This window comes from Flavobacterium sandaracinum (genome assembly GCF_004349135.1).
Taxonomy (GTDB): domain Bacteria; phylum Bacteroidota; class Bacteroidia; order Flavobacteriales; family Flavobacteriaceae; genus Flavobacterium; species Flavobacterium sandaracinum.
In genome coordinates this window covers 17,456-43,777 of record NZ_SMFN01000026.1, presented here as the reverse complement: position 1 = coordinate 43,777, position 26,322 = coordinate 17,456, and the positions used below count along the sequence as shown (strand labels likewise).

Sequence of the window (26,322 nt, the reverse complement as noted above, 5' to 3'; positions counted from 1 at the left end):
GCGTTGTAACCGATAGAATTCATTTTCAAAACGAATGTACTTATCCTATTTTATGTGATATTAGGGGTGTTGTTGCTACTGAGAAAGCTGGAAGAGATCATTTAGCACAGTCGGGCTCTATTTTGACGCAAGCAGTAGCACTTATTGTAAATGAAAAACTTTCCTTGATTATTAGTACTTTTTATGTAGAGATTAGTAAGCCCTCTGTACCTACTCAAATTTTCACGAAAGAAGATGACGCTTTAATTTATCTAAAAGGGTTTGTTTAGCGTTTACTATAAGATAAAAAATTAAAAGTTGAATCTTATGAATAAAACATACAACGAAGAGCGTATTGTTACAATTCATCAAATGTTATTTGAGATGGCACGTGGCAATTTCAACACGCGCATTCCTTTAAGTTCAAATGATGAACAATTGGAAACGCTAGTTGTTTTAATTAATATGGTAGCGGAAGAAATGCAGGAGTCGGTTTTTCAAATTGGTTACATTAATACACATAAGACCCTTCAAGTTACAGCTATAAGCACATTTGTTTTAGATTCGTCTTTTTTAATCAAGAGCTTTACTCCTGAAGTTACTTCCTTTTTGGGTCATTCCGAATCTGAGTTGATCAACCTATCTTTGGCGGACATTATTACTACAGCTTCTTTTGAACAACTTCAAGAAGTAGTTGATGCAAATAGTACTTTGCCTACAACTATTACATTAGATTTTACACCTAAAGAACATTTACCTATTTCGGTTGCCAGTAACATTGTAAGGTTGGTTAATGGTTCGGAAATTATAATAAATCTGGTTACTCCTGCACGTCAAGATACTTATAGTCCTTTACTGTATGGGAATGAAAACGAGAAACATAATAAAACTCGAAAGGCAGATGCGTTATTGATTCAAAAACTTTATGATTATATTTTAGCACACCTTGAAGAACCCCTTCCCTCCTTAAAGGTGCTTTCTTCTAAATTTGGTACTAATGAACATAAATTAAAAGATGGTTTTCGCCATTTTTTTAAGACTAGTATTTATCAGTTTTATAATCAAGAGCGTCTCAAAAGAGCTTTCTTTATGATTGAACATACTGGAATACCGTTAAAAAATATTTCTGTCATGAATGGTTTTAATAATTATCCAAATTTTTCAAAATCATTTAAAAAACAATTTGGTTTTTCTCCCAACGAATTAAAGCGAAATGAAGTTGGTTTTATTTCGTCAGTTGAGGATTAAAGTTATCCGTTTTAGTCATCTCTTACTCCCAAAAAGACAACTATAGTCATTTTATAATTCAGAATTTTGCTTTAAATAAAAAGTACTATGAAACTGAATATTAAATTACAAAATGTATTTTTAGAGATGGTCTGCTTCCTGTATATCATTTTGTTTACGTATGCTGCAATCAGTAAACTAATTGATTTTGAAAACTTTCAAACACAATTAGGCCAGTCTCCACTTTTAAGTGCTTATGCTGCTTCTATCTCGTTTCTTGTAATTTTTGCGGAATTGGGACTAGTAGTTGCTTTATCTCTGCGAGTAAGTCGAATAAAGGCCCTTTATTTATCAGTGGGCTTAATGACTGTTTTTACTACATATATTATTTTGATTTTGAATTTTAGTTCGTTTATTCCATGCTCTTGTGGTGGAATTTTAGAAAAGTTAGGATGGAATGAACACTTGATTTTCAACCTTTTTTTCATTTTCATAGGTAGTTGTAGTCTGTTGCTTCATCAATATGATAAAAAAGGGATTATCTCACTGTTATTAATAGTAGTATCAAGTGTGCTTTTCGTTGTTTTTTTATTTCTATCATCAGAGGATACTATGAAGAAGCAAAATCCATTTATTCGTCGATTTACTCCTAACGTTGCATCAAGGACTTTAACAAAAAACTTAAATAATTATGGATTTTACTTTGCCGGCCACTCTAAAGGAAATATCTATTTAGGAAATACCATTTCTCCTTTAACTATCATTGAGTTTGACAGCACATTGCAACATAAAAAACAATATTCTATTCAACTTACTCCGGATACTTTACCTTTTAGAGCCGTTAAAACAAAAATTTTGGGTGCTCATTTTTTTCTTTATGATGGTTCTATTCCTATCATTTATCGGGGTTTAGTTTCTGATTGGAAAGCTACCATTTGGGTTACCAAAAAACCTTACTTTACTACATTACAGCCAATTGATTCTACTCTTTGTGTATTTAGAGGGCAACAATTAGGTACTTACGAAAATATATTGGGTACAATAGCTTTAGATGATTCTTTAAAAATTAGAAAGCAAAAGCACTTATTACAAAAACAAATAGACGGTATTTTTGACACGGACGGAACCCTGACTTACAGTGAGGGTTTAAAGAAAATCGTTTATACGTATTTCTATCGGAATCAATTTATTGTAGCCGATACAGCTTTGCAACTTGTCCATCACGTTACGACTATAGATACCACTACCAGAGCTAAATTAAAAGTAGTCAGAGTCAAAAAATCAGGGGATAGTAAACTTGCAGCTCCGCCTTATACTGTTAATTTAAGAAGTGCTGCCTTTAATGAACTTTTGTTTAATCAATCAGGGCTTCGTGGTCGTTACGAAAGTAAAAAAAACTGGGACCATGCTTCTATAATTGATGTTTATGATATTACGAATAAAATCTATTTATCCAGCATCAAAAGGAATTACAAATAGTCTAGCTCCTGTAAGTATTGGAACTCCAATTATTATGTACTCTGTCGGATTGATAATGAAAGATAGTACAGTCAAAAAGAAAGCTATTTTTATTGGAGAAGCCTTTTTGGCTTCAGGATTTATAACATTTGCTTTAAAAAAAACAGTAAATAGAGAACGACCATTTGTAACTTATCCAGATATTGAGCAAGTTACAACAGCAACCGGACCTTCTTTCCCATCAGGGCACGCTTCTTTAGCTTTTGCAACTGCCACTTCCTTGAGTATGGCGTATCCAAAATGGTACATTATTGCTCCTTCGTTTGCGTGGGCAAGTGCAGTAAGCTATTCTCGTATGGTATTGGGTGTTCATTATCCAAGTGACGTGTTAGCTGGCGCAATCATAGGAAGCGGATCAGCTTATCTTTCCTATAAATTGAATAAATGGGTTAATAAAAAACAGAGGAAAAAAATCCCACAACTTTGGGAATAAATAGTTCTTTTTATTTAAAATCAAATACTTATGTTTTATATATAGTAAAAATAAAAAGGTTACAAACATTCTAAAACGAAAGAAATACCCAACATCTGCAATGAAGTCTTTAAAAAACTTAAACCTATCCCAAACTGCCAGTATCATTGATGATTTTGAAAACTATTTCAAGGCAGTAGAACCGATTAGGCAATGCTTTTAGGAAGTACATTTCTTTTAATAAAAGATGAAGGAGAAATGGTCTCTGGATTCTCATAACTAAAAATACAATTTAAAAAAATGAAAAATATATTTAACAAACGATTTTCATTACTATATTCATTTATATCAACTTATGTTCTGATTTCTTTCGGGATAAGAATTTCCCTTTATGCTTTATCATTTGATGATATTGATTTTTCTCTTATTTCAATTATCAAAATTTTCAGTTTAGGATTTTTCTTTGACCTATCAGTAGCTTTGTTTTTTTCTACAATTTATTATTCATATCTACTTGCTTTACCTTCAAAACTTGTCGGTGGCATACTTGATAAGGTAATTACTTATTTTTTAATGGGTATTTTACTATTCATTAGTATTTTTTCTTTTGTTGCGGAATTTCCATTTTGGGAGGAATTCAATACAAGGTTTAACTTTATTGCTGTTGATTATTTAATATATACTTACGAAGTTTTTGAAAATATAAATCAATCCTATCCAATCCCATTAATAATTTTGGTTCTATTTACTTTAATCTTCATTATATATGTCATTTATAAGAAGAAAAATGTTTTTAGGGAAACATTCACAGAAAAACCAAAATTTAAAGAAAGGCTTTTTAATGTTTTACCTTTATTACTAGTAACATTACTTTTCGCTTTTTTTGCAAAAAATAAACTTGCAGAATGGAGCATCAATAATTATGAAAATGAATTAAGCAAAAATGGTGTTTTCTCTTTTTTTTCAGCATTGCATTCAAACGAGTTAGATTATACAACATTTTATAAAACATTGCCTAACAAAGAAGCATATAAAATAGTAAAAAAGGAATTGCTTCAAAACAATCAAGAATTTACAAATCAAGAAAAAGATGCGATTACAAGAAACGTAAGTGGCTCAAAAGAACAAGCCCCTAACATAGTTTTAATTGCTATTGAAAGTTTTAGTGCCGATTTTTTAAAACAATTTGGAAACCAACAAAATCTAACACCTAATTATGAAGCATTAGCAAAAAACAGCATATTCTTTACTAATATGTATGCTACAGGTACAAGAACTGTTCGAGGTATGGAAGCACTCACTCTCTGCGTTCCACCAACACCAGGAAACAGTATTGTAAGAAGACCAAATAATGAAAGTATATTTTCAATAGCTACGATATTAAAAAAGAAAAATTATGATTTAAGTTTTATATATGGAGGCGATGGCTATTTTGATAATATGAACACTTTTTTTGGCGGTCAAGGGTTTAATATAATAGATAGAAACAGAGGAAATCCGCTATCTGATAATATTAAAACAAAACGATTTGCAATAGAAGACAACGAAGTAACATTTGAAAATGCTTGGGGAATTTGTGATGAAGATAGTTATACTCAATCTATAAAATATGCCAATATAAATTCAAAAAAAAACAAACCTTTTTTTCAATTTATAATGACAACATCTAACCATAAACCCTATTCATTTCCTAATGGAAGAATAAATATGGTACAAGGAAGTAGAGAAAGTGCAGTAAAATATACTGATTTTGCTTTAGGACAATATATCAAAAAAGTGAAAACAAAACCTTGGTTTTCAAATACAATTTTTGTAATTGTTGCTGACCATTGTGCCAATAGTGCTGGTAAATGGGAAATAAATATTGAAAATCATCATATTCCAGCAATGATTTACAATTTGAATAATCAAAAACAAAAAATCAATAAACTTGTATCGCAAATTGACCTAATGCCAACAGTATTTGGATATTTGAATTGGAATTATCAAACAGAACTTTATGGCAAAGATATTAATATAATGAAACCTAATGAAGAAAGAGCTTTAATTGGAAATTATAGAACATTAGGATTATTAAAGAATAAATATTTTACAGAAATAAATGACCGAAAAAAAGTAAATAATTATATATGGGATGCAGAAAAGAAAATAATGAAAAAAATAGAAAATAAAAATTTAATTGATTTAGAAAAATTAACTGTTTCTTATTACCAAACTGCGAGTGAACGATTCAAAAATGGTAAGATGAAACAAAGTAATTAATTATAAATGATTATGTTTTTGTTCTAGATGGATTTTGTCTAAATAATTAAAAAATTAATTTATGCTATTAAATAAAAGAATATCAATATTCACATTTTTGAAACAAATAAAATTTGACATAACTGCCATTCTAATCTATGCTATAGTAGTAGGAATTGCTGACCAGTACGGTTTTCTGTCAAAAATAGAAATACCAATTGCTATGAGTGCCATAATCGGAACTGCATTATCATTATTACTGGCTTTTAGAACAGCCCAAGCTTATGAAAGATGGTGGGAAGCAAGAATAATTTGGGGTGCAATAGTAAACGATTCAAGAACTTTAATACGTCAAGTAAAGCAATTTTTACCAGAAAAAGACACTAAAATTGTGCAGGATTTTGCGTACCGTCAAATAATTTGGTGTTATGTTTTAGGAGAATCGTTGCGAAAATTATCGTATTCAAAAAAAGTATACGACTATGTTAAAGAACATAAATTATCAAAAAACAACATCCCAAATGCAATAATTAATCAACATAGTGAAGCACTATCTAAACTAGAAATTAGCGATTTCAAGCAAATACAGATTGACAGTACTTTAAGTCGCTTGTGCGACTCTATGGGAAAATGCGAACGTATTAAAAACACCGTTTTTCCAAAATCATACAGCTTATTGGTACATTTTTTTATTTATGTTTTTGCCACGCTTTTACCATTTGGGTTAGATGATAAATATGTTTTAGTAGAAATATTTTTAACAGCTTTGATACCTATAATATTTATAGCCATAGAACGAACGGCAATTATATTACAAGATCCGTTCGAAAATGTAACAACCGACATTCCAATGACAAGTCTTGCAATAACAATAGAAATAAATATTAAAGAATTGATAGGCGATACAGATTTACCAATTGTAGAAAAGCCAAAATCGTTTTATATAATGTAATATATAAATTATGGATATAAATGCAGAATTAATTATTGTTTCCAAACTGATTGTCTCCTTTTTATTAGGAGGATTTATTGGTTTAGATAGAGAAAAACACTGTCAAGATGCAGGAATAAGAACGTATGCAGCCGTATGTATTGGCGCAACTTTGTTTACAGCTATTACAGCCCATTTGGTAAATAACCCAGCGGATACTTCAAGAGTAATTGCAAATATTGTAACAGGCGTTGGTTTTCTAGGTGCTGGAATTATTTATCGCAATTCTACTGCAGGAACATCACACGGATTAACAACAGCAGCAACCGTATGGTGTACATCAGCAGTTGGTGTTGCGGTAGGATTAGATATGTTTATTATAGCTATAATAGGTGCTTGCGCATTGTATTTTCTACTTTCATTACACCATCAAAAATGGTATATAAAATGGAAGCAAAATATGATAATAAAACACGGTAAGGAAAACGAAAATGATTAAATAAAATATTCTTAATTAATTTAAAATGATTAAAAAATGAAAAATACAGATCCAAAACACAAGCACACTTATGATGCTCAAGGTAAAATGACTTGCTGTTCACAAGAAGAAAAAATAAATAAAATGGCAGATAAGCAGGTAAAAAAGAAAACTAAAAAAGAAAGCTGTTGTAGCAACGAACACGATGATACAAAGGCTAAAAAAATAGTAAAGGACCAGCACAATCACGATGAGCATTCGGATGATGACGGACACGACCATTCAGGCGGTAATCAAACGACGTTTCAAATGTTCTTGCCAGCAGTTATAAGTTTTGTGCTATTACTCATTGCTATTGGTTTTGATAATTATTTTCCACAAACTTGGTTCACTGGCTGGGTCCGTATTTCTTGGTATGTAGTAGCTTATGCTCCTGTTGGTTTTCCGGTAATAAAAGAAGCTTTTGAAAGCATACGTAAAGGCGAAATCTTTTCAGAATTCCTATTAATGAGTATTGCTACAATCGGAGCATTCGCTATTGGTGAATATCCCGAAGGTGTTGCCGTAATGCTATTTTATGCCGTTGGCGAAGTATTTCAAACACTGGCAGTTCAAAGAGCAAAAAACAACATCAAATTATTGTTGGATCAAAGACCAGATACCGCTACAGTTATCAAAGAGGGCAATACTATTGATAAAAAAGCAGCTGAAATTGTCATTGGAGAAATAATCCAATTACGCCCAGGAGAAAAATTAGCACTCGACGGAAAATTACTTTCAGATAATGCTTCCTTAAACACAGCAGCATTAACAGGAGAAAGCAAACCAGATACAAAACAAAAAGGAGAAACCGTTCTTGCAGGAATGATTAACCTGAATACAGTTGTTCAAGTCGAAGTGACAACGGCTTACACTGATAGTAAGTTGTCAAAAATCCTTGAGATGGTGCAAGATGCCACGGCTAAAAAAGCACCTACCGAACTATTTATTCGAAAATTTGCTAAAATATACACCCCAATAGTTGTGTTTTTGGCAATCTGTATTTGTTTAGTTCCAATGATATTCATAGAAAATTATATCTTCAACGATTGGTTATACCGAGCTTTAGTTTTCTTGGTTATTTCCTGTCCTTGTGCGCTGGTAATTTCTATTCCTTTGGGATATTTTGGAGGTATTGGTGCAGCAAGTAAAAATGGAATTTTAGTAAAAGGCTCGAATTTTCTAGATATAATGGCATCTATTCAAACAGTAGTTATGGACAAAACTGGAACGCTGACCAAAGGCGTTTTTAAAGTTCAAAAAGTGGTAGCCGTTGATATTCCGGAAGCTGATTTAATAAAATTCACAGCAGCATTAGAAACCAAATCCACACATCCGGTAGGAACTGCTATTATTGAATATGCCAAAGGTTCAGAAAAAGAGGTAACAGTTACCGATGTCGAAGAAATTGCAGGACACGGATTGAAAGGTAATGTAGAAGGAAAAGAAATATTGGCAGGAAATGTAAAATTAATGAAGAAATTCAATATCAGTTACGATGCTGAAATCGACAACACACCATTTACAATAATAGTTATTGCCATCAATCAAAAATATGCAGGATACTTTCTAATTGCTGACGAAATAAAAGAAGATGCAAAAACAGCTATCGAAAGTTTGCATAAAATAAACATCAAAACCGTAATGCTTTCGGGAGATAAACAAGCCGTTGCAGATGCTGTTGCAAAAGAATTAAATATCGATCAAGCCTATGGCGATTTGTTACCTGAAAACAAAGTAGAAAAAGTAGAAGAATTGAAAAAGCAAAACCTTAAAATTGCCTTTGTGGGCGATGGGGTTAACGATGCGCCAGTAGTTGCCCTTGCCGATGCAGGAATTGCAATGGGTGGTTTAGGAAGCGATGCCACTATTGAAACTGCAGATATTGTTATTCAAAATGACCAGCCTACAAAAATTTTTACAGCTATAAATATTGGTAAAAAAACAAAACAAATAGTGTATCAGAACATTGGATTAGCATTCGCTGTAAAAGCAGTTGTTTTGGTTCTAGGTGCGGGTGGTTTAGCAACCATGTGGGAAGCTGTCTTTGCCGATGTGGGTGTAGCGTTATTAGCAATTTTGAATGCAGTTAGAATACAGCGAATGAAGTTTTAAATCTGATATTAATAAGAAGCGTCCATTAATAGGGACGCTCTTTAAAATATTTATGATTTTTTTGGAGGTGCTTTTCCTCCTGCACAACAAGAACCATCTACACTACAAGATTTTTTCTCATTAGAGACTAGAACCATTACCCAATAAAATCAAAGTATTTTAAAAGTTATTATTTTTAACCCTAAAAATATTGCGTTATAAAAAAAGCTGTCCAAATCATTTTTAGACAGCTTTTTTCTATTTTTGAAACTGTTTAATGCCATATTTCAGCCATTGTTCATATTCAGTAATGTCTGGCATATATCCAACTGGTTGGTTTAAACTTTTCTCTTTTGTATCCAATATGATATAATACGGCTGAGCGTTTGCCTTATAACGAGTGATTTGGAAATCACTCCATTTGTTTCCTATTGATTTTATCTTTTTGCCAGTTTCTTTAGAGACATATTGTTCCTCGATAGGCAATTCTCTTTTGTCATCAACATATAGTGAAATAAGAACTACTTCATTATTTAAAATAGATAAAATGCGAGGATCCGACCAAACATAATCTTCCATTTTTCGGCAATTTACACAAGCAAATCCTGTAAAATCCAAGAGAATAGGTTTGTTTACACTTTTGGCATAAGCCAATCCTTTTTCATAATCGGTAAAAGCCATAATATCATGTGGTCCTTTATGTGCTCCGTCTGGTAATACTATTGCTGATGTAGATTCTCTGTTTGAGCCGCCTACACCGTATGGAGATTCACTATAGGTCATAGGTGGAGGAAAGCCACTTATTAATTTTAATGGAGCACCCCATAAACCCGGAATAAGATATATTGCAAATACCAATACCACTAGTCCAACAGATAATCTTCCTACTGAAATTGAAGACGAAGGAGAATCATGTGGCAAGGTTATTTTTCCGAATAAGTAGAATGCCAAAGTTCCAAATATAGCAATCCAAATGGATAAAAATATTTCTCTTTCAAACCAGTGCAATTGCAATACTAAATCGGCATTAGACAAGAATTTAAATGCTAAAGCTAATTCTATAAAACCTAAAAATACTTTTACTGTATTTAACCATCCGCCAGATTTTGGTAATGTATTTAACCAACCTGGGAACATGGCAAATAACATAAAGGGTAATGCTAAAGCAAAAGAAAAACCTAACATCCCCACAATTGGTGCTATACCACCTTTGGAAGCTGCTTCGACTAATAATGTTCCGATAATTGGTCCGGTACAAGAAAAGGAAACTATTGCAAGAGCCAGCGCCATGAAAACGATTCCTAAGATTCCACCTTTATCTGCTTGACGGTCCACTTTATTTGCCCAGGAATTAGGTAACATAATTTCGAAAGCGCCTAAAAACGATAATGCAAATACAACCAATAACACAAAGAAAATAACATTAAACCATACATTGGTAGATAATGCATTTAGTGCATCGGCACCAAAAATTAAGGTAATTACTGTTCCCAAAAATACATAAATCAAGATAATCGAAATACCATAAATAATCGCATTTTTGATCCCTTTGGCTTTGGTTTTACTTTGTTTTGTAAAGAAACTTACCGTCATGGGAATCATAGGAAATACGCAAGGAGTAAGCAAGGCTGCAAAACCAGATAAGAAAGCGATAAAGAAAATCATATATAAACTAGAATCAGATTCATTAGATTCTGGTTGTTTTTCTATTGTGGAATTCGCATCAGTTTTAGTAGTTTTCTCATTTACAATATCCGCAGCTTGGATTTCTTTTGCTTCAAGCGTTTTAAGATTAAACTCAAAGTATTTTGTTTCGCTAATACAGTTCTCCTTGCATACTTGGTAAGAAAGCTCTACTTGTATTGTTTCTTTTTCGGGATTAGTTTGTTTAATTAGTTGAGTAAAAACAACCTTGTCTGAGAAGAAGATTTCATCGACACCAAAGATTTCATTAAACTCACGTTTGGTTTCACTTTCGGTTGCTTTTCCAATAAGTTCATAATTGTTTTTACTATCATGAAAAAGGAATTCGGCAGGAAGCGGACCATCTTCGGGTGTAAATTGAGAATATACATGCCAACCTGTTTCGATGTTTCCTTTAAAAGTAAGCACATATTCTGAGGTGGATTTCTTCTCGATTATAGGTTCCCATTTCACAGGATTTATAATCTGTGCCTGGGCTTTGACAAAAACAAAGCCCAAGAGCAATAAATAAAAGATTTTCTTCATTTTATAAGTTTAATCAGAACGATTTGTTCTGGTGATAATTTGATTTTACACGTGTCATTTCCCGATAAGCCATAGGAAGTGTTTCGATGGTCTTTTGCCATCGAAACACTTATTTTATGAACTTTAGATTTAAATTAAAATCTTGGCGAAGTAATTTATTTGGTCACATTAAAAAAAGTATATTCCAGTTTTAAGAAAACACCATCAGATGTGGCACGTTGCATCGAGCTATACAATTCTTTTTTGTATGCAAGGTCAATTCTCGCCTGACTGTTAATGATAAACTGAATCGAAGGAACTACATCCAGATATGATTTTCCGTTTTCGGTTATCGTTTGTCCGGTAAATTCCAACATTGCATTAATGTTGGTTTGTTTAAAACTTGTATAATTTTTTGGATACATTAATTTCCCTACTGAGAACGTATAATTTACTGCGCTGTTACCCAAAAAATCCGGAAAGCTATAATCACTGTTATTAAGTGCCCGCGCGTAACTTACAGAAGAACTTATGGCAACTTTATGGATTAACTGAGTAGCTACCAGACCAGCTTCGTAACCAGAGTTTCCTCCCATTAAGTCTATAGCTTCCTGATTAATAAAAGAGTTATTATAACTGTATCGTCCAAAGGCAGCCATCCTAAAATGACTTTGTAAATCATCTACAGAAAAGAAACGATATTTAGCATAAAAACCACCACCTTTAAGTCCCAATCCATTTTCTTGGTTACTAAGAAAAGCTGAGGTACGAACCATGATATTTTTATTTATTCCCCAAGTAACTTCGGGCGTTAAATTATACATAGACCCACTTTCCAGTTGATTTTTCATAAGAGATTGACCAACCCGAACCCCAATAGAACCCGCCGGAACATTACTAGCGGGTTCGGTTACTACAAATAATTCCTGTGCATCTATTTTGAATGAAACAAGTAATAAGAAAACAATTGATATATATTTCATTTTTATAAGGCTTTTAAATAATAATCATTTTCATTTTCCGTGGCATAACCAGGATATTTTGAATATGATTTAATTAGTTTTTTATACTCTTTTTGGGTTACAAAACCTTTATCCAAAACTCTGAATTTTGCTTCTGTATCAGCTACTGCGTTTTTAGTATCTATAAAAGTATACGTAACATCATCGATTTTTACTGTTGCATTATCTTCAATTTTTGGAGTATCAAACTTTGCGGTCAAGACCATAGAACCTACAAAAAAACCAGCTTTCTCAACCGCATTTTTCAACACTTTAGGTTGTAATGTATTGTTTTTCTTAAAGTAAACAGTAAAGGTATTGGTGTTTAAATCGGTACCAATACTATCAACTTGAGTTAAGGATTTTAACTGTTTGTTTATAGCATTAGAACACATAGAGCAAGTTAATCCTGTTGCCATTATTTCGGCTTTAGTGATTTGAGAATATGATTTTACACCAGTTAATAATACTAAAAGTGTAGCGGCTACGAATTTTATATGTAATGTTTTCATTTTATTTTTTGTTTTTTTTGATTTGAGCAATTATTTGTGCTTCGGTTGGGTTTATGGCAATCAGTTTTCCTGATGCATCAAAAAGATAGGTTTCAGGCAGTGCTTCAACTCCAAAAGCCACAGCCGTTTTGGCATCAAAACCTTTCGGGTCGATTAATTGCTGGTGTTTCATTTTGTCTTTTTCAATGGCTTTTAACCATTTTGATTTATCGATATCAATTGAAATTCCAACAATTTCAAAATTCTGACCTTTGTATTGGTCATACATTTTTACCAATTTTTTGTTAGCCATTCGGCAAGGTGCGCACCATGATGCCCAAAAATCTACCAAAACTGTTTTTCCTTTAAAAGTATTTAGTTTAACTGTAGCGTTCTTATTGTTTTGAAGCTGAACATCTGGAAAAGAATCTCCTATTTTTATTTGTGCACTTGCTATAGAAACAGTTGCTATCAGGGAGAGTAATGTGATTATATTTTTTATTTTGAACATGAAATTTAATTTAAATGATTGATTATGATTACTCCGCTTTTTTAGGACTTGCTTCTCTATCATATTGGCAACATCCATGCAATTCATCGTAAACAGCATTTGGGGCACTAAATTTTTCATTGTCATATCCAGCATCTGCAACACGTTTTAGTATGGCATCAAGATTGGTTTTCTTAGTATCGTAGGTAACTGTAGCGGTTTTGGTGTTCGTGTCCCAATTTACTTTGGCAACTTTATCAATGTTTGCAGCCGTTTCAATAGTTTTTTTGCACATGCCACAATTACCATTGATTTTTACGGTTTCAGTTGTTTTGTTTTTTATTTGCGCGCTGGCGAAAGTGACTGATAGCAATAGAGTCATTGCCATCAATAATTTTTTTATTGAGTTCATTGTTTTTATAATTTTGAATGAATTAATCCTAGAGCATGACAGAAACCATAGTATTTAGAGCTATGAATAGCGTTGATTGGATTAATATTTAATGATTTTTTAAGCCATAAAACAGGCTTTGGATTAGACAGATTTGTAACTGTCAGGAAATGAATCTAGCTTATTTTAGGTGGAAGCCAGATAGAACGGAAATCTGAAGAAATAAAGATTTCTGAATAATAGTAATTTTGTTTCCTTTCTGAAAAACTAAAAAGAGAATTATTTTCTGTTTGGAAAGAAAGTATCGAGGAATAACCGCAGTAAGCAGTTGGGCAACCACAAGAATTACCTACACAGCTATTATCGCAATTGTGTTCTTTCTTATTAGAATCTTTTTTCTTGCAACAGTCTTTTACTGTAAATTCTTTTTTACAACATGGCATTTCTTTTTTTGTCCCATGCGCATAAGTAAGCGTTGGTCCCAAAAGAAAACCAAGCATAACGAGTAGCAATATGTAGAACTTTTTTGTCATACTGGGCACAAATCTACAATTTTATTAGCTGACTCGAATGTTAATTTTTTTGTAAATGTTCTATTATAATTGATTCTTCAATTATGTTTAGTGACACCCCGCTGAAATAAAAACAGTTTAATTAATTGATAATCAGTATTTTTGTTTTTAGGACTAAAAGATCGTTTTTAATTTACTGAACACTTGTAACATGTAGATTAGTAATTTTTACAAATTAAAAGAAATATAATTGTTGATTATGAAACCAGTTAATTGATAACGTATCCCAACTGAAGAACTGGAAATTCATCGCTTTTATTCCACAAACGGAAAGAATTGATAAAATTATCGATGGATTTGAATAGTCATATATCTTCCATGAAATTACATTAAAAGCTAGTGAATTCAAATTTCTAACTTTAGATTATGATGAGAAAACTCAAAATTTCGATATAATAGTTTTCCTGAAAAACTAAAATTTATATCAACTGGCTCAAATACCAGATAATAATGAGGAATTAATCCATTTATATGATTTAAATTTTTACATAGATGAGATTAACACTCATAACAAAGATTTAAGTAGTTTAGTCTTCATCTATTTGCTTCCCTAATAATACTTTTAATGAGAATATAAATCAAAACAAAATAGTAGTGATGAAATTTTTTTAACAAGTCTTTATTGAAAATTAAGATTATTTCTCTAACTTTGTCCAATATTAGTTTTTCTATACAAATGAAAAAGTTTCACATTTTATTAATCGTTGTACTTGGCTTCTTCTTGATGCCAATGGTAACTTTTGCGTGTGGAAACAATTCAGAAAAACAATCTTGCAAAAAAGAAATCTCTTCTAAAACAGATAAAAAAGATTGTTGCGAAGGTGATAATCATTCGAAGAATAAAAATCATAAAGGTTGTGGAGGAAAATGCAGCCATTCTAAATGTGGTTGTGCTTCTTCTTGCAACACATCTGTTTCTATTAATGAATTGAACTTTAATAAAAATATTTTTAATTTCTTTTCAGAAAAACAAAATTTTTACAATTACGAAACCTCCATTTCTTCTGGTTTCAATTCTTTATGGCTTATACCAAAAATAGGCTAAATTTTAAATTTGATAGCCATAATTGTGTCAAATCAAAAGCAATTATTGCTTTAAATCATTTACTTTCTCAGTTAATTTCATTTTCAAAAGGCTGGCTTTGTTGTGCTGTCATTTTGTTCTTGTTTAACTAATTCAATTTAAAATTATTTTACAATGAAATCACTAAAAAAAATAGTGATGGCAATAACTCTATTGCTATCATTCACAGTGTCTAATGCGCAAATCAAAAACGCTAAAACTGAAACCGTAAAAATATTCGGGAATTGTGGAATGTGCGAAACCACCATAGAAAAAGCAGGAAGTCTCAAGAAAATTGCGAATGTTGATTGGAATAAAGACACCAAAATGGCTACGCTTACTTATGATGCTAAAAAAACCAATCAAGATGAAATCTTAAAACGTATTGCACTTGCGGGTTATGATAGCGAAAAATTCCTTGCTCCAGATGCTGCATATTCAAAACTTCCGGGATGTTGTCAATACGATCGTGAAGCAAAAGTTGCAGTAAAAACGGAAACAAAATCCGAAGAAACTAAAATGGAAATGAACGACCATTCTACAATGACTGAAAACCAAGGAACAGACCAACTAAAACCAGTTTTCGATAATTATTTTTCATTGAAAGATGCCTTGGTAAAAACAGATAGTAAAATGGCTTCTGCAAAGTCAAAAGATTTATTAACCGCAATCACTGTCGTAAAAATGGAAACATTGAAAATGGATGTACATATGACTTGGATGAAAGTTTATAAAGATTTAACTGCTGATGCAAAAAATATTTCTGAAACACAGGATATCAAAAAGCAAAGAGAACTTTTCAAATCATTATCTAAAAATACGTATGAGTTGATAAAAGTTTCAAAATTTACTGAACCGGTTTATTATCAATATTGCCCGATGCAAGATGCCAATTGGTTAAGTAAAGAAAATACAATTAAAAATCCTTACTACGGATCACAAATGTTGAGTTGTGGTAAAACAGTAGAAACAATAAAATAATAAAATTAAAACTTTAAAAAATGAAGAATATATCTTTTACCGCATCAATAATTGGAGCAATACTTTTATCATCTTGTAATAAAGATGATAATATGGATATGACAAATGCAGCATTAAACGTTAATTATCCAGCAGCGTATGTTGTCAATGGTGAAGATGCAACAATTTCAGTAATCAAATTATCAACTAATGAAGTTACAGGAACTATTCCATTGATGGGAACCGATACAGATATGATAATGTGGCCACACCATATTTCTTCACATTCAAATCATCTTGCAATTGGAGTTCCGGGAATGGATTTAAGCGCAGGACACGCAGTGACAGGAACTATGTCGGGTAAACTTGTTGTTATTGATGCAACAACTGGTTCAATTGTTAAAAAAATGGGTTTACCTGTAATGAACCACAATACTATTTATTCTCCAAATGGTACAGAAATTTGGGTGCCTCAAATGGATATGAACGGAAAAGTATTGGTGTATGACGCTACAACTTATGCGTTGAAAAGTACAATTACTATAGGTATGATGCCTGCAGAATTAACTTTCTCTTCGGACGGGACAAAAGCCTATGTTGCTAATGGCGATGATGATAACGTTTCAGTAATCAATGTAGCATCAAAATCAGTAGTTGCAACGGTTACAGTTGGTAACAATCCTGTTGGAGCTTGGACTGGTACAGATGGTAAAATGTATGTTGATAACGAAGACGGACAATCTATTTCTGTTATAAATGTAGCTACAAATGCCGTTGACCAAACTATTATTTTAGGATTTATGCCCGGAATTGCCTCACACAACGGAACAAAAAGCGAATTATGGGTTTCAGATCCAATGAATGGAAAAGTACATTATTGGACTTGGGATGCTGGTATGATGATGTGGATCCACGGTGGCGCTTTTAATACGGGTGCTGGTGCTCACGCAATTTCTTTCACTATGGACGGAAACACTGCCTATGTAACCAACCAAACAGCAAATACAGTTTCTGTTGTAAATGTTACCAATCATACCGTTACTAAAACAATCAATGTTGGTAAAAAACCAAATGGGGTTGTAATAAAAATGTAAACTATTAATTTCTAAAATATCAAATGTAAATTTGATAAACGATTAAAATGGCTTGCAATTGATCAGTGTTAATATTATAAACAATTAATTAAAACTGTAAAAAATGAAAAATCTAATTATCGTACTAAGCGTATTCTTAGCAGTTAGCACAGTAGCATCAGCTCAAGAAGCTACAAAATCTTCGCAAAAGGAAGCTCAAAAAACAACTTATACTTGCCCAATGCATCCAGAAGAAGTGAGTTTAATAGAAGGAAAATGTAGCAAATGTGGAATGACAATGGTAAAAACCACTGAAAAAATAGATACTCACGCTACAAAAGGCAGTCAACCTAAAACTAAAATTGTAACAAAATATGTTTGTCCAATGGACGGCTCAACTTCTGATACCGAAGGGAAATGTTCTAAATGTGGAACTAGGATGGTAAAAATTACCGAAAAGATAGATACTCACGCTACAAAAGGCAGTCAACCTAAAACTAAAATTGTAACAAAATATGTTTGTCCAATGGACGGCTCAACTTCTGATACCGAAGGGAAATGTTCTAAATGTGGAACTGGAATGGTAAAAATTACCGAAAAGATAGATACTCACGCTACAAAAGGCAGTCAACCTAAAACTAAAATTGTAACAAAATATGTTTGTCCAATGGATGGCTCAACTTCTGACAAACCGGGGGAATGTCCTAAATGTGGAATGGAAATGACTAAAACGGAGGGTAAGAAAAAATAATCCAGTCGCATAAATTTTAAATTTCCTTTTAGTTTAATTCAATGCACATGATACCAATAATAAGGATGCAATGATTTTAATGACCCTATAAAACGAAAAAATTAATTTCTATATAAAAATGGGTTTTCAAAAAAATATTCATCAAAAAATGTTGCAAATACCAACAATATCAATTAAAAAAAATAATAAAATGAAAAATCTAATCCTTTCAGCCATAGCGATGGCATTTGTACTAGTTTCTTGTAATCAAAAAAATAAAGAAGCTGCAACAACTAATTCGGAAACAACAGAGAGTACCTCGCAATTATACGCGTGTCCTATGCACCCAGAGGTTACAGGAAAAAAAGGTGAAAAATGTTCAAAATGTGGAATGGAATTAACCGAACCAGTTGTACAAAATGAAGCAGCTCATGATCATACTGATGGTAGTCATAGTCATAATGATACAACAACAGTTGAAGTTAATACTGAAGCTACATCGGTTACCCAAACAACATTTTCAACAAGCGAAATAATCTCTGGCTATTTAAAACTCAAAAACGCACTCACAAAAGACGATACAAAAGGAGCAGCCAATGCGGGTAAAGCATTATATGCAACTTTCAATAAATTCAATACCAATGCAATAGATCCAAAATTGAAAACAGAATATATTGATATTTCTGATGATGCTAAAGAACAGGCAGAACACATTGGTGATAATGGTGGGAAAATTGACCACCAAAGAGAACATTTTGCGATGTTGAGTAAAGATGTGAATGATTTGATAAAAATATTTGGAGCAAAACAAAAACTATATCAAGATTTTTGTCCTATGTATAATGAAGGAAAAGGGGCTATTTGGATAAGTGAAAGCAAAGAAATAAAAAATCCATACTACGGTTCGAAAATGCTTACTTGTGGTTCTATGAAAAAACAATTATAAAATGAAAAAAATCATCAAGAAAATACTCATAATCGGGTTTGTTATTTTTTTGTTGATGCAGTTATATCAACCTGCTCGTAATGAAAGTTATGAGCAGGAATTAACTGCAAATTTTACAAAAATGTACGATGTTCCTAAAAATGTTGAAACTATTTTACGGACATCTTGCTACGATTGTCACAGTAACAATACTAATTATCCATTATATTCTTACATTCAGCCAGCACGGTTTTTTATGGAAGAACACATTAAAGATGGTAAGAAGGATTTGAACTTTAATGAATTTGGAAAGTACTCCAAGCGAAAACAAGAAAACAAATTAGAAGCTATCATCAAACAAATAAAATCTGATGAAATGCCCTTAGCGTCCTACACGTTACTTCATAAAAATGCAATAGTAACACCTGCTCAAAAAGAGGAAGTAATCAATTGGATAAATAAAACAAAAGATAGTCTTTCATTAGAAAACTAAACATTATGGTAGAAAAATTAATAACATTCTCACTACGAAATCGAGCCGTTGTCTTGCTGGTTTCAGCTTGCTTATTTGCTTGGGGAGTTTACAGCGTCCAACAAAACCCCATTGACGCCATTCCTGATTTATCCGAAAATCAAGTTATTGTGTTTACGGAGTGGATGGGAAGAAGTCCACAGGTTATCGAAGCCCAAGTAACATATCCCTTGGTTTCCAACCTGCAAGGTATTCCTAAGGTTAAAAACATTCGAGGCGCATCTATGTTTGGGATGAGCTTTGTTTACATCATTTTTGAAGATGATGTCGATATTTATTGGGCAAGAACCCGTGTATTGGAAAGACTAAATTATGCCCAACGCTTGTTGCCTCAAAATGTAGTTCCAACACTTGGACCCGATGGCACAGGTGTGGGTCACGTTTTTTGGTATCATTTAGAGGCTAACGGTATGGACTTGGGAGAACAAAGAGCTTTACAAGATTGGTACGTGAAATTTGCATTACAAACTGTTCCCGGCGTGGCTGAAGTAGCATCATTTGGGGGTTTTGAAAAACAGTACCAATTAGTGTTAGATCCCTTGAAAATGCAGTACTACAATGTGAGTATGATGGAAGTGATGAATGCAGTCAAGGCTAATAATAACGATGTTGGTGGGCGAAAATTCGAAATGAGTGATATGTCATACATTATAAGAGGATTAGGATATATCAAAAACATAAAAGATGTAGAAGACATTGCTATTAAAAACTATAATTCCGTTCCTGTAAAAGTTAAAGACATTGGTTCAATACAAATGGGTGGCGATTTGAGACTAGGTATTTTTGATGAAAATGGCACTGGTGAAGTTGTTGGCGGAATTGTGGTAATGCGTTATGGCGAAAATGCTGATAAGGTAATAACGGCAGTCAAGGAAAAAATGAAAGAAGTTGAAAAAGGATTGCCTGAAGGGGTTACTTTTAAAACCTCTTATGACCGAAGTGATTTAATAGAAAAAGCAATCGCATCAGTTAAAGGAACTTTAATCGAAATTATGATTACTGTTTCTCTTGTGGTTCTTCTTTTCCTTTTTCATTGGCGAAGTGCTTTAATTATACTCATTCAATTACCTATTTCTGTGTCTATTGGCTTTATTTTACTTGAAGCATTTGGCATTTCATCTAATATTATGTCATTAACGGGTATTGCTCTGGCAATTGGTGTTGTTGTTGATGATGGTATTGTAATGGTTGAGAATGCCTACAGGACAGTTTCGGAGAAACAAGAAGAAATGGACAATAATCAGTAATTGGAAATAAGATGAAAAATAAAATTAAAAATATATTCAAAAAAGAAAACGATCCACTATCTCCTGAAGATAAGTTGAAGCTTATAGAAAGCTCTTCCAAATTAGTAGGCCCAGGTGTTTTCTACTCAACAATAATTGTAATTACATCCTTTTTGCCTGTATTTCTTCTCACAGGAATGGAAGGCAAGTTATTTGGACCATTGGCTTGGACGAAATCTTTTATTCTGATAGTTGATGCCTTTTTAGCCATTACACTTGTACCAGTGCTAATTAGTTTTTTACTAAAAGGAAAACTTCGTCCAGAAAATAAAAATCCAATTAACAAAAAATTGGAAAGCATTTATACACCCATTTTGATTTTTTGTTTAAAATGGAGGAAAACGGTATTGGGCATCAACATCATTGCCTTGCTGATTGGTGTATTAATGTTTACTCGTTTAGGTTCAGAATTTATGCCCCCTTTAGATGAAGGATCTGTACTGTTTATGCCAGTAACCTTACCCGATGTATCCAACTCCGAAGTAAAGAGAATTCTTCAAGTTCAAGACAAATTGATTAAGTCGATTCCCGAAGTGGCTCACGTGTTGGGAAAAGCAGGCAGGGCAAATACGGCAACTGATAACAGTCCAATAAGTATGGTTGAAACCATTATTTTGCTAAAACCTCAAGCAGAATGGCGAGAAGACAAAACCAAGAATGATATTATCACGGAAATAAACAACAAACTGCAAATCCCTGGTGTGACCAATGGTTTTACGCAACCTATTATCAACCGTATCAATATGCTTTCAACAGGAATCAGAACCGATGTAGGAATCAAAATCTACGGAGCAAGTTTAGACACCATCAATGTTTTGGCTCAAAAAATTAAAAAAACATTGGAAGGAACTTCTGGAGTTAAAGATTTGTATGCGGAACCCATAACAGGCGGAAAATATATTGACATTGAAGCAAAAAGAGACGTTATTGGTAGATATGGATTGACCATAGACGACATTAATAATGTGGTTGAAGCTTCTATTGGAGGTATGAAACTAACCACGACTATCGAGGGAAGACAGCGTTTTTCTGTAAATGCAAGATATGCTCAAGAATACCGTAACAGCATTGAAGCCTTAAAAAAACTACAGGTGCAAACAATGGATTTTGGCCCAATACCATTAGAAACTGTAGCTAATGTAAAAATAAGTGATGGCCCTCCAATGATAAATAGCGAAAATGCAATGCTTCGGGGCACTGTGTTGTTCAATGTTCGGGAACGTGATTTAGGAAGTACTGTAAAAGAGGCGCAGAAAAAACTCGATGCAATGATGACTAAAATGCCAAAAGGATATTATGTGGAATGGAGCGGTCAATGGGAAAATCAAATTAGAGCCAACAAAACATTAAGTTTAATACTGCCTATTGTTGTGGTCATTATATTTCTTGTTTTATATTTTACGTACCATTCAATGAAAGAGGCATTAATCACGATGATTACAGTACCCTTTGCTTTAATTGGAGGAATATTTATGGTTTATTTTTATGGCATTAATTTATCCGTTGCTGTTGCCGTTGGATTTATTGCCTTGTTTGGAATGGCAATCGAAACGGCAATGTTAATGACCATCTATTTGAATGAAGCAATGAATAAAATGGTAGAAAAGTACGGAAACACGAAGGAAACCATAACTGAAGAAATATTGAAACAATATATTATTGATGGTTCAGCCAAAAGGTTAAGACCAAAATTGATGACGGTTTCAGTTTCCTTATTTGGATTAATCCCTATTCTTTGGGCAACAGGAACAGGATCTGATATAATGCTTCCCATTACTGTTCCACTAATTGGAGGTACAATTACTTCCACGATTTATGTATTATTAGTAACACCGATTGTTTTTGAAATGGTAAAACTTCGAGAATTAAGAACAAAAGGAAAAATAGATCTTATAGATGTTAAAGAATAAATTATATATAGCAATAAGTTGTTTGATTTTGAGCGCCACTAATTTGGCAGCACAAACACTTTCCTTGGATAATGTCTTGAGTACAATCAAGACAAACAATCCTCAACTAAAAATGTACGATGCCGACATTCAAAGTATGGATGCAGCGGCAAAAGGTGCCAGAAGTTGGATGCCACCACAAGTGGAAACGGGTTTCTTTATGACTCCTTACAATTCCAATCTTTGGAAAGCAAGCGAAATGGGACAAGGAATGGGAAATTATATGTTGGGTGTTACGCAAATGATACCCAATGCATCCAAGTTAAAAGCTGATTTTAATCTTATGAATGCAATGTCATCTGTTGAAAAAGAAAACAAAAACTATACAGTTAATCAATTGAAAGCATTGGCAAAAACAAATTATTATCAATGGTTGGTTTTAAATAAAAAAATAAAAATAGCCGATGATAATTTGTTGCTTTTAGATTATATGATTAAAAGTATGGAAATACGCTACCAGTATAATATGGATAAATTGCCTACTTATTACAAAGCAAAATCGCAATACAGCGCATTAGAGAGTATGATTCTAATGTTGCAAAATGACATTTCCCAAAAGCGAATTATGCTAAACACCTTGATGGCAAGAGATAAAAACACCAAATTTGAAATTGATGAAACTTACGAAATAAAAGATTTTAATTTGGCCATATCAGATACAACTTCTCTTTCTAAAAACCGAAGCGATGTGAAAGCCATAGAAAAAACGATGGAAATAAATCAGCTCAAAATTGCAGCCGAAAAAACAAAATTATTGCCCGAGTTTGGTATAAAATACGACCATATGTTTGCTTTTGGAACACAACCTCAACAGTTCTCCTTAATGGGAATGATTACCATTCCTATGCCTTGGTCAACCAAAATGAATAAAGCCAACATCAATAGTTATCATATTAAAAATGAAAGTCTCAATTGGCAAAAAGAAATGATATTGAATGAAGCCACAGGAATGATTTCGGGTATGAGCAATGAATTGAACGCTTTAAAAAAACAATACGAAGTTGCCCAAAAAAGTATTATCCCTGCTTTGAAGAAAAATTATGAAACAGCAATTTTGGCTTGGCAAAATAACACCGGTGATTTATTTGCCACTCTCGATGCTTGGGAAGCATTAAATATGGCTCAAATTGATGCTTTAGATAAATTGCAAAATATTTTGGCAGCACAAGTAGAAATTGAAAAACAATTAGAAACCAAATAATTATGAACAAGTATATAAAGTATGGTTTAGCTCTTATTGGAATTTCCATTATCGGAATTGCAATCTATTTCTTTGCCAAAAAATCAGATAATCATTCGGAAATGGAGCATCAAAACGAGGTTTACACTTGTTCGATGCACCCGGAAATCATTAGAGATAAACCCGGAAATTGTCCCATTTGCGGAATGACTTTAGTAAAAAAAATAACGGAGAATAATTCAGTTGAAGATAATTCAATCGACAATCTTATAAAACCTACCGACAATTTTATAGTAGGAAATTATCAAACGACAACGGCAATAGACACTACTTTGAGCAGTGAAATAAATCTACCAGGAATTGTGGGGTATGATCCCAATTCATCGGAAAATATTGCAGCTCGAATGAGCGGAAGAATTGAGCGAATGTATGTCAATTATAAATATCAAAAAGTAAATAAAGGACAAAAACTATTTGATTTATACAGCCCTGAATTACTGACGGAACAACAAAACTTCATTTATATGGTCATTAATGATGTTGAAAATCCTTCGATTATTGATGCGTCCAGACAAAAATTGTTGCTTTATGGAATGACTCAAAATCAAATAAATGCGCTGTCTAATTCCAAAAAAGTAAACCCGCTAATAACAATTTATAGTCCTGCTTCCGGGATTATTGATGGAACAGCAACGATGGATAATACAACTATTCCTGTGATGCAAAGTGCGAATAACAACACTGAAGTTTTGAATGTTAAAGAAGGGAGTTATATAAAAAAGGGAGAAGTCATTTTTAAACTATTAAATACGGATAAAGTATGGGGAATATTCAATGTTATCCAAGGATACAATAGTCTAATCAAAGCCAATCAATCCATCAGAATTACTTCCGAACTTGACAAAGATGAATTTATGGATGCAAAAATAAATTTTGTCGAAACACAATTAAACGCAGCTGATAAAACCAATAGAATTCGAGTTTATTTAAATAACAATAAATTGAAATTACCAGTTGGTTTGCGATTGCAAGGCGCAGTGAAAACAAATGCCGTAAAAGGAATTTGGATTCAAAAACAGGCAATGGTAAGTATTGGAAACAAGAAAATAGTTTTCTTAAAAATGGAGAATGGCTTTAAGGCATCGTCCATAAAAACAGGAATTGAAATAGATGATTTTATCCAAATTATGGAAGGTATTTCAGTAAAAGACACCATTGCCAAAAACGCACAATATTTAATTGACAGCGAAAGCTTTATTAAAACCGAATAATGATGAAGACAATAAAAAAAATAAGTTTACTATCAATACTATTTATGGTAATGGTGGCTTGTAATACTAAAGAAAAAGAAGACCATAGCAAACACAATAAGAGTGCAGCAACAACATTTTACACTTGCTCAATGGATCCACAAGTCAAGGAAGACAAACCCGGAAAATGCCCTATTTGCCATATGGAGTTAACCCCAATAAAACAAGATGATACAGAGGCAAACGAAATAAGTTTGAGTAAACAGCAAATACAGCTGGGAAATATCACTACCCAAACTATTTCAGAAACCCAAAGCAGTTTAGAGCAAAATTATACGGGAGTCCTGACAATTAATCAAGAGAAAATCAAAACCATTTCTTCAAGAGCAATGGGAAGAATTGAAAAGTTGTATTTCAAGACCGTTGGTGATTATGTGGCTAAAAACCAAGCCGTATATCAATTGTATAGCGAAGATATTGCTATTGCTAAACAGGATTATTTTACGGCATACAAACAACTCGCAATGCCTGGCGATTTTGGAAAGAATGCCCGAAATATGCTCAATGCAGCTAAACAAAAGCTGTTGTTCTTTGGTTTAACCAATGCCCAGATTGAAAGTATAAAAACCAGTAAGGAAGTTTCTCCTTATACCATTTTTTATAGCACTGCCAGTGGAACAATATCGGAAATAAGTACCACAGAAGGCAGTTATGCAATGGAAGGTTCCCCCATCATTAAATTGGCGGATTTAAACAGTCTTTGGTTAGAAACACAGGTAAACGTAAACTATGCCAAGAATCTAAAAATAGGACAAAAAGCCCAAATTACATTTTCCGATTTTCCTGATAAAACCATAAATGCGCAAGTTTCTTTTATCAATCCTGAAATAAATCCAGATACTCGTCTGCTTTTAATTCGAATGGAAGTGCCCAATCAAAACTTGCTGTTGAAACCCGGAATGCAGGCAATTGCAAGATTGACACAATCCAATATAAAAGGAGTATTCATACCTACTGATGCTGTAATCAGGGAAGAAAATGCTTCTTACATCTGGATTGAAAAAAGACCAGGAGTATTTGAAAGCATAATGGTGGAAACAGGAGTAGAAACCAATGGGATGATTGAAATTAAATCAGAAATGGATCCATCTAAAAAAGTAGTCATCACTGGAGCGTATGCCATAAATAGCGAATATAAATTCCGAAAAGGAAATGATCCTATGGAGGGAATGAAAATGTAGTGTTTAGAAAGAAATGACACATACCTATAGTATTATTGAGACGGCACGTGTTCAAAAATAA

Annotated in this window: 25 protein-coding genes; 19 read left to right on the top strand and 6 right to left on the bottom strand. The window is 32.9% G+C overall.

The window, feature by feature from the left end; genetic code table 11:
• The 8 genes from E0F91_RS17805 to E0F91_RS15850 form a co-directional block, all read left to right on the top strand.
• The coding region (locus tag E0F91_RS17805; protein WP_165930150.1) for a DUF7793 family protein at nucleotides 1-269 on the top strand (269 nt) is incomplete at its 5' end.
• 37 nt (nucleotides 270-306) lie between these two features.
• A complete protein-coding gene (locus E0F91_RS15880; RefSeq protein ID WP_132067398.1) occupies nucleotides 307-1,227 on the top strand; it encodes an AraC family transcriptional regulator in 921 nt (306 codons plus the stop codon).
• Between the two features lie 87 nt (nucleotides 1,228-1,314).
• Nucleotides 1,315-2,685 (top strand): MauE/DoxX family redox-associated membrane protein, encoded by a 1,371-nt coding sequence (locus E0F91_RS15875; RefSeq protein WP_132067397.1) that lies wholly within the window; start codon nucleotides 1,315-1,317, stop codon nucleotides 2,683-2,685.
• Nucleotides 2,633-3,157, top strand: a complete 525-nt coding sequence (locus E0F91_RS15870) for a phosphatase PAP2 family protein (protein WP_207919055.1) — start codon at nucleotides 2,633-2,635, stop codon at nucleotides 3,155-3,157. Before E0F91_RS15875 ends, E0F91_RS15870 begins: the two co-directional genes overlap by 53 nt.
• Before the next feature lie 279 nt (nucleotides 3,158-3,436).
• Complete coding sequence (locus E0F91_RS15865; RefSeq protein ID WP_131910602.1) at nucleotides 3,437-5,398, top strand: LTA synthase family protein; 1,962 nt, start codon at nucleotides 3,437-3,439, stop codon at nucleotides 5,396-5,398.
• A 61-nt stretch (nucleotides 5,399-5,459) separates the two neighbouring features.
• Nucleotides 5,460-6,329 (top strand): bestrophin family protein, encoded by an 870-nt coding sequence (locus tag E0F91_RS15860; RefSeq protein WP_131910601.1) that lies wholly within the window; start codon nucleotides 5,460-5,462, stop codon nucleotides 6,327-6,329.
• Nucleotides 6,330-6,339: 10 nt separating this feature from the next.
• Complete coding sequence (locus E0F91_RS15855) at nucleotides 6,340-6,807, top strand: MgtC/SapB family protein (protein WP_086452997.1); 468 nt, start codon at nucleotides 6,340-6,342, stop codon at nucleotides 6,805-6,807.
• 36 nt (nucleotides 6,808-6,843) lie between these two features.
• Nucleotides 6,844-8,940, top strand: coding sequence for a heavy metal translocating P-type ATPase (locus E0F91_RS15850; protein WP_131910600.1), 2,097 nt, complete (start codon nucleotides 6,844-6,846; stop codon nucleotides 8,938-8,940).
• 237 nt (nucleotides 8,941-9,177) lie between these two features.
• Here the strand turns inward: E0F91_RS15850 and E0F91_RS15845 are convergent, their stop codons facing one another.
• The 6 genes from E0F91_RS15845 to E0F91_RS15820 all read right to left on the bottom strand — a co-directional run bounded on the left by E0F91_RS15845 (nucleotide 9,178) and on the right by E0F91_RS15820 (nucleotide 14,033).
• Nucleotides 9,178-11,148 carry a protein-disulfide reductase DsbD family protein gene (locus tag E0F91_RS15845; RefSeq protein WP_132067395.1) on the bottom strand — a complete coding sequence of 657 codons (1,971 nt, stop codon included), beginning with the start codon at nucleotides 11,146-11,148 and terminating at the stop codon, nucleotides 9,178-9,180.
• A gap of 155 nt (nucleotides 11,149-11,303) precedes the next feature.
• Complete coding sequence (locus E0F91_RS15840; RefSeq protein WP_132067394.1) at nucleotides 11,304-12,110, bottom strand: hypothetical protein; 807 nt, start codon at nucleotides 12,108-12,110, stop codon at nucleotides 11,304-11,306.
• A gap of 2 nt (nucleotides 12,111-12,112) precedes the next feature.
• Nucleotides 12,113-12,640: a heavy-metal-associated domain-containing protein gene (locus tag E0F91_RS15835; protein ID WP_225876014.1), complete on the bottom strand. Its 528-nt coding sequence runs from the start codon at nucleotides 12,638-12,640 to the stop codon at nucleotides 12,113-12,115.
• Nucleotide 12,641: 1 nt separating this feature from the next.
• A complete protein-coding gene (locus E0F91_RS15830) occupies nucleotides 12,642-13,130 on the bottom strand; it encodes a TlpA family protein disulfide reductase (RefSeq protein ID WP_113634453.1) in 489 nt (162 codons plus the stop codon).
• 28 nt (nucleotides 13,131-13,158) lie between these two features.
• Nucleotides 13,159-13,521, bottom strand: a complete 363-nt coding sequence (locus E0F91_RS15825) for a heavy-metal-associated domain-containing protein (RefSeq protein ID WP_086452991.1) — start codon at nucleotides 13,519-13,521, stop codon at nucleotides 13,159-13,161.
• Nucleotides 13,522-13,676: 155 nt separating this feature from the next.
• On the bottom strand, nucleotides 13,677-14,033 hold the full coding sequence (locus E0F91_RS15820; protein WP_086452990.1) for a hypothetical protein: 357 nt from the start codon (nucleotides 14,031-14,033) through the stop codon (nucleotides 13,677-13,679).
• 715 nt (nucleotides 14,034-14,748) lie between these two features.
• Between E0F91_RS15820 and E0F91_RS15815 the strand changes: the two genes are divergently transcribed.
• The 11 genes from E0F91_RS15815 (at nucleotide 14,749) to E0F91_RS15765 (ending at nucleotide 26,261) form a co-directional block, all read left to right on the top strand.
• Nucleotides 14,749-15,117 carry a hypothetical protein gene (locus E0F91_RS15815; protein ID WP_086452989.1) on the top strand — a complete coding sequence of 123 codons (369 nt, stop codon included), beginning with the start codon at nucleotides 14,749-14,751 and terminating at the stop codon, nucleotides 15,115-15,117.
• 153 nt (nucleotides 15,118-15,270) lie between these two features.
• Nucleotides 15,271-16,116, top strand: a complete 846-nt coding sequence (locus E0F91_RS15810; protein ID WP_086452988.1) for a DUF3347 domain-containing protein — start codon at nucleotides 15,271-15,273, stop codon at nucleotides 16,114-16,116.
• Nucleotides 16,117-16,136: 20 nt separating this feature from the next.
• On the top strand, nucleotides 16,137-17,189 hold the full coding sequence (locus E0F91_RS15805; protein WP_132067393.1) for a YncE family protein: 1,053 nt from the start codon (nucleotides 16,137-16,139) through the stop codon (nucleotides 17,187-17,189).
• A gap of 103 nt (nucleotides 17,190-17,292) precedes the next feature.
• Nucleotides 17,293-17,919, top strand: a complete 627-nt coding sequence (locus tag E0F91_RS15800; protein WP_086452986.1) for a heavy metal-binding domain-containing protein — start codon at nucleotides 17,293-17,295, stop codon at nucleotides 17,917-17,919.
• Nucleotides 17,920-18,109: 190 nt separating this feature from the next.
• The gene (locus tag E0F91_RS15795) at nucleotides 18,110-18,844 is read left to right on the top strand and encodes a DUF3347 domain-containing protein (protein ID WP_132067392.1); all 735 of its coding nucleotides are present in this window, start codon (nucleotides 18,110-18,112) and stop codon (nucleotides 18,842-18,844) included.
• A 1-nt stretch (nucleotide 18,845) separates the two neighbouring features.
• Entirely contained in the window at nucleotides 18,846-19,316 is a 471-nt protein-coding gene (locus tag E0F91_RS15790) for a heme-binding domain-containing protein (RefSeq protein WP_086452985.1), read from the top strand.
• Nucleotides 19,317-19,321: 5 nt separating this feature from the next.
• Complete coding sequence (locus E0F91_RS15785) at nucleotides 19,322-20,602, top strand: efflux RND transporter permease subunit (protein ID WP_132067391.1); 1,281 nt, start codon at nucleotides 19,322-19,324, stop codon at nucleotides 20,600-20,602.
• An 11-nt stretch (nucleotides 20,603-20,613) separates the two neighbouring features.
• Nucleotides 20,614-22,551 (top strand): efflux RND transporter permease subunit, encoded by a 1,938-nt coding sequence (locus E0F91_RS15780; protein WP_086452983.1) that lies wholly within the window; start codon nucleotides 20,614-20,616, stop codon nucleotides 22,549-22,551.
• A complete protein-coding gene (locus E0F91_RS15775; RefSeq protein ID WP_086452982.1) occupies nucleotides 22,538-23,791 on the top strand; it encodes a TolC family protein in 1,254 nt (417 codons plus the stop codon). The genes E0F91_RS15780 and E0F91_RS15775 overlap by 14 nt, the downstream gene beginning before the upstream one ends.
• Before the next feature lie 2 nt (nucleotides 23,792-23,793).
• Complete coding sequence (locus E0F91_RS15770; RefSeq protein ID WP_086452981.1) at nucleotides 23,794-25,041, top strand: heavy metal-binding domain-containing protein; 1,248 nt, start codon at nucleotides 23,794-23,796, stop codon at nucleotides 25,039-25,041.
• Nucleotides 25,041-26,261 carry an efflux RND transporter periplasmic adaptor subunit gene (locus tag E0F91_RS15765; protein ID WP_225876011.1) on the top strand — a complete coding sequence of 407 codons (1,221 nt, stop codon included), beginning with the start codon at nucleotides 25,041-25,043 and terminating at the stop codon, nucleotides 26,259-26,261. Before E0F91_RS15770 ends, E0F91_RS15765 begins: the two co-directional genes overlap by 1 nt.
• Nucleotides 26,262-26,322 lie beyond the last annotated feature (61 nt).

Bases quoted from the DNA above. Each gene is read 5' to 3' on its own strand.
- E0F91_RS15880 (WP_132067398.1), top strand. From the start codon at position 307: ATGAATAAAACATACAACGAAGAGCGTATTGTTACAATTCATCAAATG.
- E0F91_RS15875 (WP_132067397.1), top strand. From the start codon at position 1,315: ATGAAACTGAATATTAAATTACAAAATGTATTTTTAGAGATGGTCTGC.
- E0F91_RS15870 (WP_207919055.1), top strand. From the start codon at position 2,633: ATGATATTACGAATAAAATCTATTTATCCAGCATCAAAAGGAATTACA.
- E0F91_RS15865 (WP_131910602.1), top strand. From the start codon at position 3,437: ATGAAAAATATATTTAACAAACGATTTTCATTACTATATTCATTTATA.
- E0F91_RS15860 (WP_131910601.1), top strand. From the start codon at position 5,460: ATGCTATTAAATAAAAGAATATCAATATTCACATTTTTGAAACAAATA.
- E0F91_RS15855 (WP_086452997.1), top strand. From the start codon at position 6,340: ATGGATATAAATGCAGAATTAATTATTGTTTCCAAACTGATTGTCTCC.
- E0F91_RS15850 (WP_131910600.1), top strand. From the start codon at position 6,844: ATGAAAAATACAGATCCAAAACACAAGCACACTTATGATGCTCAAGGT.
- E0F91_RS15845 (WP_132067395.1), bottom strand. From the start codon at position 11,148: ATGAAGAAAATCTTTTATTTATTGCTCTTGGGCTTTGTTTTTGTCAAA.
- E0F91_RS15840 (WP_132067394.1), bottom strand. From the start codon at position 12,110: ATGAAATATATATCAATTGTTTTCTTATTACTTGTTTCATTCAAAATA.
- E0F91_RS15835 (WP_225876014.1), bottom strand. From the start codon at position 12,640: ATGAAAACATTACATATAAAATTCGTAGCCGCTACACTTTTAGTATTA.
- E0F91_RS15830 (WP_113634453.1), bottom strand. From the start codon at position 13,130: ATGTTCAAAATAAAAAATATAATCACATTACTCTCCCTGATAGCAACT.
- E0F91_RS15825 (WP_086452991.1), bottom strand. From the start codon at position 13,521: ATGAACTCAATAAAAAAATTATTGATGGCAATGACTCTATTGCTATCA.
- E0F91_RS15820 (WP_086452990.1), bottom strand. From the start codon at position 14,033: ATGACAAAAAAGTTCTACATATTGCTACTCGTTATGCTTGGTTTTCTT.
- E0F91_RS15815 (WP_086452989.1), top strand. From the start codon at position 14,749: ATGAAAAAGTTTCACATTTTATTAATCGTTGTACTTGGCTTCTTCTTG.
- E0F91_RS15810 (WP_086452988.1), top strand. From the start codon at position 15,271: ATGAAATCACTAAAAAAAATAGTGATGGCAATAACTCTATTGCTATCA.
- E0F91_RS15805 (WP_132067393.1), top strand. From the start codon at position 16,137: ATGAAGAATATATCTTTTACCGCATCAATAATTGGAGCAATACTTTTA.
- E0F91_RS15800 (WP_086452986.1), top strand. From the start codon at position 17,293: ATGAAAAATCTAATTATCGTACTAAGCGTATTCTTAGCAGTTAGCACA.
- E0F91_RS15795 (WP_132067392.1), top strand. From the start codon at position 18,110: ATGAAAAATCTAATCCTTTCAGCCATAGCGATGGCATTTGTACTAGTT.
- E0F91_RS15790 (WP_086452985.1), top strand. From the start codon at position 18,846: ATGAAAAAAATCATCAAGAAAATACTCATAATCGGGTTTGTTATTTTT.
- E0F91_RS15785 (WP_132067391.1), top strand. From the start codon at position 19,322: ATGGTAGAAAAATTAATAACATTCTCACTACGAAATCGAGCCGTTGTC.
- E0F91_RS15780 (WP_086452983.1), top strand. From the start codon at position 20,614: ATGAAAAATAAAATTAAAAATATATTCAAAAAAGAAAACGATCCACTA.
- E0F91_RS15775 (WP_086452982.1), top strand. From the start codon at position 22,538: ATGTTAAAGAATAAATTATATATAGCAATAAGTTGTTTGATTTTGAGC.
- E0F91_RS15770 (WP_086452981.1), top strand. From the start codon at position 23,794: ATGAACAAGTATATAAAGTATGGTTTAGCTCTTATTGGAATTTCCATT.
- E0F91_RS15765 (WP_225876011.1), top strand. From the start codon at position 25,041: ATGATGAAGACAATAAAAAAAATAAGTTTACTATCAATACTATTTATG.